The 11,318-nt window shown below is 62.8% G+C and carries 8 protein-coding genes, 2 tRNA genes and 4 rRNA genes; 6 read left to right on the forward strand and 8 right to left on the reverse strand.

Features of this window, described 5'->3' with window-relative positions; all coding sequences use genetic code 11:
- The 6 genes from rrf (AACH10_RS05375) to rrf (AACH10_RS05400) form a co-directional block, all read left to right on the forward strand.
- Positions 1-102, forward strand: a 5S ribosomal RNA gene (gene rrf, locus AACH10_RS05375); the annotation flags it as partial.
- 251 nt (positions 103-353) lie between these two features.
- Positions 354-1,882 (forward strand): 16S ribosomal RNA (locus AACH10_RS05380).
- 150 nt (positions 1,883-2,032) lie between these two features.
- Positions 2,033-2,109: transfer RNA gene (locus tag AACH10_RS05385), tRNA-Ile, on the forward strand.
- A gap of 23 nt (positions 2,110-2,132) precedes the next feature.
- Positions 2,133-2,208, forward strand: a tRNA-Ala gene (locus AACH10_RS05390).
- A gap of 306 nt (positions 2,209-2,514) precedes the next feature.
- A 23S ribosomal RNA gene (locus AACH10_RS05395) occupies positions 2,515-5,390 on the forward strand.
- A 148-nt stretch (positions 5,391-5,538) separates the two neighbouring features.
- Positions 5,539-5,651: ribosomal RNA gene (gene rrf, locus AACH10_RS05400) — 5S ribosomal RNA — on the forward strand.
- 129 nt (positions 5,652-5,780) lie between these two features.
- On the opposite strand, the gene AACH10_RS05405 is transcribed toward rrf (AACH10_RS05400), so the two are convergent.
- From AACH10_RS05405 to AACH10_RS05440, 8 genes are all read right to left on the reverse strand, one after another.
- Positions 5,781-6,644 carry an HDOD domain-containing protein gene (locus AACH10_RS05405; protein ID WP_341409346.1) on the reverse strand — a complete coding sequence of 288 codons (864 nt, stop codon included), beginning with the start codon at positions 6,642-6,644 and terminating at the stop codon, positions 5,781-5,783.
- A gap of 145 nt (positions 6,645-6,789) precedes the next feature.
- On the reverse strand, positions 6,790-7,047 hold the full coding sequence (locus AACH10_RS05410; protein WP_341409347.1) for a hypothetical protein: 258 nt from the start codon (positions 7,045-7,047) through the stop codon (positions 6,790-6,792).
- A 54-nt stretch (positions 7,048-7,101) separates the two neighbouring features.
- On the reverse strand, positions 7,102-7,266 hold the full coding sequence (locus AACH10_RS05415) for a hypothetical protein (protein WP_341409348.1): 165 nt from the start codon (positions 7,264-7,266) through the stop codon (positions 7,102-7,104).
- Positions 7,267-7,705: 439 nt separating this feature from the next.
- Positions 7,706-8,470 carry a hypothetical protein gene (locus AACH10_RS05420; protein ID WP_341409349.1) on the reverse strand — a complete coding sequence of 255 codons (765 nt, stop codon included), beginning with the start codon at positions 8,468-8,470 and terminating at the stop codon, positions 7,706-7,708.
- Positions 8,471-8,541: 71 nt separating this feature from the next.
- The gene (locus tag AACH10_RS05425; protein ID WP_341409350.1) at positions 8,542-9,099 is read right to left on the reverse strand and encodes a cytochrome b/b6 domain-containing protein; all 558 of its coding nucleotides are present in this window, start codon (positions 9,097-9,099) and stop codon (positions 8,542-8,544) included.
- Positions 9,096-9,383 (reverse strand): PepSY domain-containing protein, encoded by a 288-nt coding sequence (locus AACH10_RS05430; RefSeq protein ID WP_341409351.1) that lies wholly within the window; start codon positions 9,381-9,383, stop codon positions 9,096-9,098. Before AACH10_RS05430 ends, AACH10_RS05425 begins: the two co-directional genes overlap by 4 nt.
- A 52-nt stretch (positions 9,384-9,435) precedes the next feature.
- Positions 9,436-10,119, reverse strand: coding sequence for a Fe2+-dependent dioxygenase (locus AACH10_RS05435; protein ID WP_341409352.1), 684 nt, complete (start codon positions 10,117-10,119; stop codon positions 9,436-9,438).
- Positions 10,113-11,312, reverse strand: coding sequence for an alpha-hydroxy acid oxidase (locus tag AACH10_RS05440; RefSeq protein WP_341409353.1), 1,200 nt, complete (start codon positions 11,310-11,312; stop codon positions 10,113-10,115). Before AACH10_RS05440 ends, AACH10_RS05435 begins: the two co-directional genes overlap by 7 nt.
- Positions 11,313-11,318: the final 6 nt, after the last annotated feature.

Consider the following 11,318-nt stretch of genomic DNA (forward strand, 5'->3'; position numbering starts at 1 on the left):
TAGCGAGGTGGTCCCACTCCTTCCCATCCCGAACAGGACCGTGAAACGCCTCAGCGCCGATGATAGTGCGGATTCCCGTGTGAAAGTAGGACATCGTCAGGCTAGTACAATGTGAGAAACGCCCGGTTAGCGCCGGGCGTTTTCTTCTCTAAAGAGTGTGATCCTTGATTTTGGATTGCAGTCTTTAGCGAAAGCTAAGCAAAGAGCGCAAGCTCTGAGTTCTTTAACAACACACAGCCGATAAGCGTGGGTGTTTGAAGGCGAGTGCCAAGTGTCGCAAGACACGAGGTCGCAAGACTTTAAATGCTCATGGAAGTGAAGTTCACTTCAATTCTTTGAGCGAATTCAAGATCGAACTGAAGAGTTTGATCCTGGCTCAGATTGAACGCTGGCGGCATGCCTTACACATGCAAGTCGAACGGTAACGCGGGGCAACCTGGCGACGAGTGGCGAACGGGTGAGTAATGCATCGGAACGTGCCCAGTAGTGGGGGATAGCCCGGCGAAAGCCGGATTAATACCGCATACGACCTACGGGTGAAAGGGGGGGATCGCAAGACCTCTCGCTATTGGAGCGGCCGATGTCAGATTAGGTAGTTGGTGGGGTAAAGGCCTACCAAGCCGACGATCTGTAGCTGGTCTGAGAGGACGACCAGCCACACTGGGACTGAGACACGGCCCAGACTCCTACGGGAGGCAGCAGTGGGGAATTTTGGACAATGGGCGAAAGCCTGATCCAGCCATGCCGCGTGCGGGAAGAAGGCCTTCGGGTTGTAAACCGCTTTTGTCAGGGAAGAAATCTTCTGGGTTAATACCTCGGGAGGATGACGGTACCTGAAGAATAAGCACCGGCTAACTACGTGCCAGCAGCCGCGGTAATACGTAGGGTGCAAGCGTTAATCGGAATTACTGGGCGTAAAGCGTGCGCAGGCGGTTTTGTAAGACAGAGGTGAAATCCCCGGGCTCAACCTGGGAACTGCCTTTGTGACTGCAAAGCTGGAGTGCGGCAGAGGGGGATGGAATTCCGCGTGTAGCAGTGAAATGCGTAGATATGCGGAGGAACACCGATGGCGAAGGCAATCCCCTGGGCCTGCACTGACGCTCATGCACGAAAGCGTGGGGAGCAAACAGGATTAGATACCCTGGTAGTCCACGCCCTAAACGATGTCAACTGGTTGTTGGACGGCTTGCTGTTCAGTAACGTAGCTAACGCGTGAAGTTGACCGCCTGGGGAGTACGGCCGCAAGGTTGAAACTCAAAGGAATTGACGGGGACCCGCACAAGCGGTGGATGATGTGGTTTAATTCGATGCAACGCGAAAAACCTTACCTACCCTTGACATGGCAGGAATCCTGAAGAGATTTGGGAGTGCTCGAAAGAGAACCTGCACACAGGTGCTGCATGGCCGTCGTCAGCTCGTGTCGTGAGATGTTGGGTTAAGTCCCGCAACGAGCGCAACCCTTGTCATTAGTTGCTACGAAAGGGCACTCTAATGAGACTGCCGGTGACAAACCGGAGGAAGGTGGGGATGACGTCAGGTCCTCATGGCCCTTATGGGTAGGGCTACACACGTCATACAATGGCCGGTACAGAGGGCTGCCAACCCGCGAGGGGGAGCCAATCCCAGAAAACCGGTCGTAGTCCGGATCGCAGTCTGCAACTCGACTGCGTGAAGTCGGAATCGCTAGTAATCGCGGATCAGAATGTCGCGGTGAATACGTTCCCGGGTCTTGTACACACCGCCCGTCACACCATGGGAGCGGGTTCTGCCAGAAGTAGTTAGCCTAACCGCAAGGGGGGCGATTACCACGGCAGGGTTCGTGACTGGGGTGAAGTCGTAACAAGGTAGCCGTATCGGAAGGTGCGGCTGGATCACCTCCTTTCTGGAAATAGCACTCAATTTCTCGCACCCACACTTATCGGCTGTGTCTTGGCAACAGTGACATGTGGAGCGTGAGTCTGGTGAGCGTCGACAAGCGATGTGCATCGCCAGTGACGCTGCATTGCTGGCCTAGCGCTTCAAGCGAATGCGCGGGTCTGTAGCTCAGTCGGTTAGAGCACCGTCTTGATAAGGCGGGGGTCGTTGGTTCGAATCCAACCAGACCCACCAACCATTCGAAGCAAGGTTTCGTTGGGGGATTAGCTCAGCTGGGAGAGCACCTGCTTTGCAAGCAGGGGGTCGTCGGTTCGATCCCGTCATCCTCCACCAAAGTGATCTGTTCGCGACTGACGAAAGCGCCTCATCGATGGCGCTTTCGTCAGTCGACGATAAGTCGGCTGTTGTTCTTTAACAATTCATAGAGTCGAATCAGCGTTGTCGACGGAAAGTACGTGCTTCGTAAAGGTGGCACGTGCACCGTGCCGTCGGCAACATTTGATTGCGTCACCAGACTTCAAACTCGCAATCGAAAGATTGGGAAGAATGAAGAACGGCATAACGCGTACATACTCATTGATCGCAAAGATCAATCAGTCCTTGACGATGCTTTCAAGTCAGAAGGCGTCAAAGTTATAGGGTCAAGTGACTAAGTGCATGTGGTGGATGCCTTGGCGATTACAGGCGATGAAGGACGTGATAGCCTGCGATAAGCTTCGGGGAGCTGGCAAATAAGCTTTGATCCGAAGATTTCCGAATGGGGAAACCCACCCGCAAGGGTATCGCATACTGAATACATAGGTATGCGAGGCGAACCGGGAGAACTGAAACATCTCAGTACCTCGAGGAAAAGACATCAACCGAGATTCCGAAAGTAGTGGCGAGCGAAATCGGAACAGCCTGCGCAAGATAGCCATCGATTCATCAAAACGGCATGGAAAGGCCGACCACAGAGGGTGATAGTCCCGTATGGAAAAAGTCGATGGTGGTACTAGGTGCGGAACAAGTAGGGCGGGGCACGTGAAACCTTGTCTGAACATGGGGGGACCATCCTCCAAGGCTAAATACTCGTAATCGACCGATAGCGAACAAGTACCGTGAGGGAAAGGCGAAAAGAACCCCGGGAGGGGAGTGAAATAGATCCTGAAACCGCATGCATACAAAAAGTCGGAGCCCGAAAGGGTGACGGCGTACCTTTTGTATAATGGGTCAGCGACTTACATTCAGTGGCAAGCTTAACCGAATAGGGAAGGCGCAGGGAAACCGAGTCCGAACAGGGCGTCTTTAGTCGCTGGGTGTAGACCCGAAACCAGGTGATCTATCCATGGCCAGGATGAAGGTGCGGTAACACGCACTGGAGGTCCGAACCGACTAGTGTTGCAAAACTAGCGGATGAGCTGTGGATAGGGGTGAAAGGCTAAACAAACCTGGAGATAGCTGGTTCTCTCCGAAAACTATTTAGGTAGTGCCTCAAGTATTACCATCGGGGGTAGAGCACTGTTATGGCTAGGGGGTCATGGCGACTTACCAAACCATTGCAAACTCCGAATACCGATGAGTACAGCTTGGGAGACAGTGCACCGGGTGCTAACGTCCGGACACAAGAGGGAAACAACCCAGACCGCCAGCTAAGGTCCCTAATATTGGCTAAGTGGGAAACGAAGTGGGAAGGCTAAAACAGTCAGGATGTTGGCTTAGAAGCAGCCACCATTTAAAGAAAGCGTAATAGCTCACTGATCGAGTCGTCCTGCGCGGAAGATGTAACGGGGCTAAGCCAGTAACCGAAGCTGCGGGTGCATCGCAAGATGCGCGGTAGGAGAGCGTTCTGTACGCCTGTGAAGGTGGATCGTGAGGTCTGCTGGAGGTATCAGAAGTGCGAATGCTGACATGAGTAGCGTTAAAGGGGGTGAAAAGCCCCCTCGCCGTAAGCGCAAGGTTTCCTACGCAACGTTCATCGGCGTAGGGTGAGTCGGCCCCTAAGGCGAGGCAGAGATGCGTAGCTGATGGGAAACAGGTCAATATTCCTGTACCGATCTATAGTGCGATGTGGGGACGGAGAAGGTTAGCTCAGCCGGGTGTTGGATGTCCCGGTTCAAGCCTGTAGTCGTGCCTGGTAGGCAAATCCGCCGGGCTTAGATGAGGGGTGATAACGAGACGGCTTGCCGTCGAAGTGAGTGATACCCTGCTTCCAGGAAAAGCCACTAAGCTTCAGCTATAGACGACCGTACCGCAAACCGACACTGGTGCGCGTGATGAGTATTCTCAGGCGCTTGAGAGAACTCTGGAGAAGGAACTCGGCAAATTGACACCGTAACTTCGGAAGAAGGTGTGCCTTTAGTAGGTGAAGCTGTACAAGCGGAGCCCAATGAGGCCGCAGAGAATCGGTGGCTGCGACTGTTTAATAAAAACACAGCACTCTGCAAAGACGAAAGTCGACGTATAGGGTGTGACGCCTGCCCGGTGCTGGAAGATTAAATGATGGGGTGCAAGCTCTTGATTGAAGTCCCAGTAAACGGCGGCCGTAACTATAACGGTCCTAAGGTAGCGAAATTCCTTGTCGGGTAAGTTCCGACCTGCACGAATGGCGTAACGATGGCCACACTGTCTCCTCCAGAGACTCAGCGAAGTTGAAATGTTTGTGATGATGCAATCTCCCCGCGGAAAGACGGAAAGACCCCATGAACCTTTACTGCAGCTTTACATTGGACTTTGAACAGATCTGTGTAGGATAGGTGGGAGGCTTTGAAGCCAGGACGCTAGTTCTGGTGGAGCCAACGTTGAAATACCACCCTGGTGTGTTTGAGGTTCTAACCTTGACCCGTTATCCGGGTTGGGGACAGTGTATGGTAGGCAGTTTGACTGGGGCGGTCTCCTCCCAAAGCGTAACGGAGGAGTTCGAAGGTACGCTAGCCACGGTCGGAAATCGTGGTGATAGTGCATTGGCATAAGCGTGCTTGACTGCGAGACTGACAAGTCGAGCAGGTACGAAAGTAGGACAAAGTGATCCGGTGGTTCTGTATGGAAGGGCCATCGCTCAACGGATAAAAGGTACTCTGGGGATAACAGGCTGATACCGCCCAAGAGTTCATATCGACGGCGGTGTTTGGCACCTCGATGTCGGCTCATCTCATCCTGGGGCTGTAGCCGGTCCCAAGGGTATGGCTGTTCGCCATTTAAAGAGGTACGTGAGCTGGGTTTAAAACGTCGTGAGACAGTTTGGTCCCTATCTTCCGTGGGCGCTGCAAGATTGAGAGAGCCTGCTCCTAGTACGAGAGGACCGGAGTGGACGCACCTCTGGTGTATCGGTTGTCACGCCAGTGGCATTGCCGAGTAGCTAAGTGCGGAAGAGATAACCGCTGAAAGCATCTAAGCGGGAAACTCGTCTCAAGATGAGTCTTGCCGGGGCCTTGAGCCCCCTGAAGAGTCGTTCAAGACCAGGACGTTGATAGGCTGGGTGTGGAAGCGCAGTAATGCGTTAAGCTAACCAGTACTAATTGCTCGTGAGGCTTGACCCTATAATTTTGACGGTACGACAAAATCTGTTGTACAATGCGTTAAACACGTTTTGCCGATCTGGCAGACGCAATCAAAAGCTGATTCGAAACTCTGTGAATTGGTCGGGCTGACGCCGCAAAGGCAAAGTCAGTTCGGCAACAAGTTAAGCCTGATGACCATAGCGAGGTGGTCCCACTCCTTCCCATCCCGAACAGGACCGTGAAACGCCTCAGCGCCGATGATAGTGCGGATTCCCGTGTGAAAGTAGGACATCGTCAGGCTAGTACAATGTGAGAAACTTAGCGCCGGGCGTTTTCTTTTGTGCAGCGCAAAGCGCCCTGTTGATATTCTCAACAGGGCGCTTTGCCTTTTTTCGCCACGCTTTTCAGGCGAAGCCGCACGGCTTCGATTCAGCGGTCGAGGTCGTGCAGCAGCGTCCAGGTGGGGGTGGTGCCGAGGTTCAGCAACTGCGCGATGGCATCGACGTCGTCGGGGAGCGCGGGGTTGTCCCAGCCGTGAGCGCTGTGGCGCGCCACCCGGATGGCCAGCTGCACGTTTCGAACCTGTGCGTTCTCACTGGCGTGGTCATCCGAGATTCGCACCAGCAGGTCTGGCAAATGCCAGCGCTTCATCAGTGCCTGTTGCAGATCGCCCAACGTGACGTTCAGAACGCTGCGTTGTGCGTCGACGCTGCGAAGGTCGTGATCCTGTTCGAGGCGCCGGGTGACTTCCAGTGCGAGCGTCGGCGCGTGGGCCCAGAGCAGCAGTTCGGTGAAGTCGTGCAGCAGGGCGGCCTCGTGGATGACTGCGGCGTCGTGATCGAGACGGTGGGCGGCGAAGCCCAGCGCGAATCGGGCGGCGCGGCTGGCGCGTGATAGCACATTGCGCAGACCCAGCAATGCGAGGGGCTGTGCGCGCAGACGTTCCTCGATCGTCGGTTGCGGCCCGAAATGCCGGAAGAACGGGGTGATGCCGAGCATCACCAGCGCCTCCACGGTTGTTTCTGCGTCGCTGTGTTCGCGCGTGGCCGGTTTGCGCAGCTGCGCCACGTGGCGCAGCAGTTTCAGCGTCATCAAGGGATCGTCGCCAATGCCGTCGGCGATCGTGTGCGCGTCCACCTCCTCTTCGACCAACCGCAGATCTTCGAGCAACAGAGCGCTGTCGCGCAGCACGGGCAGTTCCCGTGTGTCGAAGGCCTGTACCCAGCCGGCCAGGCTGTCTGGCGGTTGGGTCAAGAATTGAGGCGCATCGGCACCCAGGGGCTGGCGCTCCATTGGCAGACTTCCACGATGTGTCGTTCAGCGCATATCGGCCCGCGGCCGTGGGGCCTTGAGCCGCAGCGGCCTTTGGAGCGGGATGAGATGCCCGTCCGGCCGGAAAGGGCCGGACGGGCAGCCTGTGCGCCGTGCGGTTGGGGCGTCACAGGCGTGTGACGCCAGTCAGGTAGCCGACGAGCTCGCCGTCGGCGTACAGCGCGCCTTCCGGTGCGCAGGCGTCGGCATAGAACTCCAGCTCGGGTGTGCGTCGGGCGCGGGCGGCTTGCGCAGCCTCCAGCCGGCGCGCCAGCCGGGCGAGCAGGCGACTGGCATGGCGCAGTGCCCCGGCCGCGACGGGGCGAAGGGTGCGGCGGGGCTCGTCGGCCAGGGGGCCGTGGGCTCCCAGAAGGCTTTCGGTCATGTCGTTCTCCAGGAAGGCGACGTGGCCTTGGGCCGGCGTCTGCCTCCAGACGGTTCAGGGCGAGGGGGGGTGTTCGTGGCGCAGTTCGTGGCGCAGTGCCTGGCGGGCCAGCTGGCGCTCACCGCCAGTGCTGCGGCGGTGCAGGCCGGCTTGCCGCAGGCGTGCGGCGGCCACCAGCGGGTTGCGCGGCTTGCGGGGGGAGTTCGGGGTGACGGTCATCGAAGTTCTCCTCGGCGCCTGGGCAGGGCGCCAGAAAGCAAAAAGGCCCGGAGTGCGGGGTGCGCTCCGGGCCGGGTGGGCGAGGGGACTCGGGGGCGAGCCTGACCTCAACCTGCCGCGGCGCCGGGAGGCGCGGCTGCAACAACACGTCGCGGACCGTGTGACAAGCCCATGACCCGCAACGCCACGCCACACGCGCACAGGCACGACGGCCCGGCGGCGGGTTGACGGTGGACGGCTGCTGACATGCTCAGGACACGGCTCGGTGTAGGTGAAACAAGGGGTGTCGCGAACACCGTGTGCATCGATGACGACCGACGGCTTGGTGAACGCTTGATGCGCATGATAAACAAGTGTTTATCAAATGCAAGCGCTGCGAGCTAGGGGGTGGGTTTGCCCTTGGGCGGGTTGTGGTGGCGCCCGCTGCCGCGGCGAGTGGCTAGCGCTTGCGCGGCAGCGGCGAGACGCCGCTCTGGCTTCGCTGCCACAGCGACAGGTCGTCGTCCGCCGCCGGTGCCGGGCCGGACGCGGTGCCTCCAGCGGCCGGGCGCGGCGTGGCGCCGGTTGGCCGACCCACCACCGGGCCTGAACTCGGTGCCCCCGGTGCCCCCGGCGCGCCGGCACGGGACGCCGGGCGCGCGGCGGCGGCGGCGCGGTCGTCGGTGCCCGGATCCGAGGGTGTCAGCACCTCGCCCAGCAGGTCGAGCAGCCGCGCACGGGCGCGCTGGGGATGCCGGCGGTAGTAGGTGAGCACCAGACCGACGATGAAGCGCTCGTCGTCGTCGTGCGGCTGGCTGGGCGACGGGGCCGCGCCGGCGCTGCCACCTGCGCCGGTCGTTGGAGAAGGCAACGGCAGGCCGCGGGCCGCGCCGCCTGCCGCCCCTGGCGTGTGCATGTGCGCTGGCGTGGCGGCTTGCGCAGACGCGTGGGCGGCGGCGTCGCCATCGTGGCGCTGGTCCATCCAGCCGGCCGGCTTGCGGTTCAGTTGCTCGAACTGGCGGGCCAGCCGTTCGCCGATCTGGCGTGAGCGGGCCTTGATCTGGCTCCAGTAGCTGGGCTGGATCTGCAGGCGCTCGGCAAAGCGGCGCTCCAGGCCGCGCAGCGTGGCCGCGTCGGCCGAGCGCACATTGGCGTGCACGAACTCGTCGAACAGGCGCAGCGCGTTGTCGTGGCGGACGCGCGCCAGATCGAAGGCTTCGGACATGGCCCAGATGATAAATCTTGCTTGCCCTGTGCGGTGGCTTGCCGCGGGAATGGGCACGGCGCCTGCCGGGCTCAGGCCGGCACGTCGTCGGCCGCCGCGGCGCGCTTGCGGCCGTGCACCATGGCCGCCACCAGCGATTCGCGGTGCTGCCAGCTGGTGAACATCACGCCGGCCACGTGCAGCGTCACCAGGCCCACCATGCACCAGGCCAGGGCCTGGTGCAGGCGGTGCAGCCAGTCGAAGCCCCACAGCCAGTCGGTGGTGTACAGGATGCCGGTGGACGCGGTGCCGGCCGCGCAGCCCAGCAGGGCCAGCACCATCCAGCCGCCCAGCGGGTTGTGGCCCAGGTGGCGGGCCGCCCGGCCGGCGGCCACTGCCCGCGCATAGGACCAAGTGGCCCGTGGGCCGCGTACGAAGTGCGCGAAGCGTGCCGGCGCGCTGCCCAGCCAGCCCCAGGCCAGGCGCAGCGCGATCACCAGGGCCACACCGTAGCCCAGCCATTCGTGGCTGTCGTGCCACCACTGGCCGGTCAGCCAGGTGGCGGTGGTGCCGCCGGCCAGTGCCCAGTGCAGGGCGCGCACCGGGCGGTCCCACACCGGCACCGTGCCGGTGGCCTGTGCGGGCGTCATTTCGCGTCGACGCGCTCGAAGGTCTTGGGGTGGAAGAAGGCCTCGATGCGCTTGCCCTGCGGGTCCTTGGCGTAGACCTCGTAGCAGCTGTCGGTGGCGACCATGCGGCGCACCACCCAGCCGTCGGCGGTGAGCTTGCGCTCCAGTTCGGTGTGCGGGCGCCATTCGGCCTTGGGGACCGGGGCGCACTTGACGTCGCCATGGGCCTGGACGGCGGCATGGCTGCCCAGCAGGGCCAGGGTGGCAAGAACGAGGGCGCCGAGGCGGGTGCGGATGGGGTTCATGGGGGCAGTCCGGATGTGGGGAAAGGAGGCGTTGCGCCGGCGGGGGCAGGGCTCAGGCCTGGGCCCAGCGGCGCAGCAGGTTGTGATAGACGCCGGTCAGCTTGAGCAGGCGCTCGTCGTCGGCCGGCAGGCCGGGGGTCAGACTCTGGATGGCCTGGTCCAGGTCCCACAGCAGGGCGCGGGCGCTTTCGTCGGCCACCAGGCTTTCGATCCAGAAGAACGAGGCCACGCGCGCGCCGCGCGTGACCGGCGTGACACGGTGCAGGCTGGTGGACGGGTACAGCACCATGTCGCCGGCGGCCAGCTTGACCGCCTGGGCGCCGAAGGGCGTCTCGATCTCGAGCTCGCCGCCGCCGTAGTCGGCCGGATCGGCCAGGAACAGCGTTGCCGACAGGTCGGTGCGCAGCTGCTGCCCGGTGCCGGGGATGCCCATCACCGCGCTGTCGACATGCACGCCGTAGGTGCCGGCATCGGCATAGCGGTTGAACTTGGGCGGCACGATGCGCCGCGGCAGCGCCGCCGCGATGAAGCGCGGATGGCGGCCCAGCGTGCGCAGGATGTGCTGGCCCAGGCGCTGGGCGAGCGGGTCGTCGTCGGCCAGCTGCTGGTTGCGCTTGACGCTGCGCGCCAGCGTGCCGGCGGTGGCGCCGCCGTCGTGCCAGCGGGCATCGGCCAGCGCGTGGCGGAACTCGGCCAGCGTGGCCGCGTCGAGCACCGATTCCAGGATGATCAGCATGGGGGTCTTTCGTCGGGGCCGGGGGCCAGTGCGGAAGGTGGTGGGGCGATGGGCGCCGGCGCCGCCACCAGGCAGTGCGGTCCGATGTCGGCCAGCGTGGCGCAGCCGGCCAGTGCCATGGTGAGCTCCAGCTCCTCGCGCAGCAGCTTGAGCATGTGGGCCACGCCCAGCGCGCCGGCCACGGCCAGCGCATGGGCCTGCAGGCGGCCCACCATCACCGCGCTGGCGCCCAGCGCCAGGGCCTTGAACACGTCATCGCCGCCGCGGATGCCGCCGTCGAACAGCAGCGGCAGCTGCGGCCCCACGGCGGCGCGCACGGCGGCCAGGCAGTCCAGGCTGGCCGGCGCGCCGTCCAGGCTGCGCCCGCCATGGTTCGACACCACCAGGCCGGCCACGCCACGGGTGGCCAGCGCGCGCGCGTCGTCGGGGTGCAGCACGCCCTTGATCCAAACCGGCAGCGGGCTGTCGGCCAGCAGCCAGTCCAGGTCCTCAGAGCGCGGGGCGTGGCGCAGCGCGCCCTGGAACACGCGGCTGTCACCCGGGCCCAGCGGTGGCGTGGGCAGGGCCGCGTCGCCGGCCGCATAGGGCAGCAGGTTGGGGGCCGGCGCGGCGGGGGCGCGGTAGCCGGCGCGCAGCGCGCGCAGGCTGGGCGACTGCACCGGGGCGTCCAGGGTCAGCACCACGGCGCGGTAGCCGGCGGCGGCGGCGCGGCGCAGCAGGTCCTGCGTGGCCTCGCGGCGCGGTTGCAGGTAGAGCTGGAACCAGCGCGGCGCCGCAGGCGCGGCGGCGGCCACCTCTTCCAGCGTCAGGCTGGACAGCGTGCTGAGCACCTGCACCGTGTCGGTGGCGGCGGCCGCCTGGGCCACGGCGCGCTCGGCCTGCGGGTGGTACTCGCCCAGCCGCGCCACGGCGGCCAGCAGCAGCGGGTGCGGCAGATCCAGGCCGGCGGGTCGGCACCGGGTGTGGCCGTGGCGCAGGTCGCGCAGCAGCCGCGGCATCACCTGCCAACGGCCGAACGCCGCCAGGTTGGCGGCGGCGCTGCGGTCGTGCCCGGCGCCGCCGTCCAGGTGGGCCAGCAGCGGCTCGGCGATGAAGCGCTGTGCCAGCCGGGCGTAGTCGGCGGCCGCCCCCAGGCCCGCCGGCAGTTGCTGCAGCGGGGCCTGCACGGGGGCGTGGGGCGGCCGGTCGGTCACGGCAAG

This window comes from Pseudaquabacterium inlustre (genome assembly GCF_038066595.1).
GTDB classification, from domain to species: domain Bacteria; phylum Pseudomonadota; class Gammaproteobacteria; order Burkholderiales; family Burkholderiaceae_C; genus Pseudaquabacterium; species Pseudaquabacterium inlustre.

Excerpts from the sequence above, each read along its gene's own strand:
- AACH10_RS05405 (WP_341409346.1), bottom strand. The coding sequence starts at position 6,644 with ATGGAGCGCCAGCCCCTGGGTGCCGATGCGCCTCAATTCTTGACCCAA.
- AACH10_RS05410 (WP_341409347.1), bottom strand. The coding sequence starts at position 7,047 with ATGACCGAAAGCCTTCTGGGAGCCCACGGCCCCCTGGCCGACGAGCCC.
- AACH10_RS05415 (WP_341409348.1), bottom strand. The coding sequence starts at position 7,266 with ATGACCGTCACCCCGAACTCCCCCCGCAAGCCGCGCAACCCGCTGGTG.
- AACH10_RS05420 (WP_341409349.1), bottom strand. The coding sequence starts at position 8,470 with ATGTCCGAAGCCTTCGATCTGGCGCGCGTCCGCCACGACAACGCGCTG.
- AACH10_RS05425 (WP_341409350.1), bottom strand. The coding sequence starts at position 9,099 with ATGACGCCCGCACAGGCCACCGGCACGGTGCCGGTGTGGGACCGCCCG.
- AACH10_RS05430 (WP_341409351.1), bottom strand. The coding sequence starts at position 9,383 with ATGAACCCCATCCGCACCCGCCTCGGCGCCCTCGTTCTTGCCACCCTG.
- AACH10_RS05435 (WP_341409352.1), bottom strand. The coding sequence starts at position 10,119 with ATGCTGATCATCCTGGAATCGGTGCTCGACGCGGCCACGCTGGCCGAG.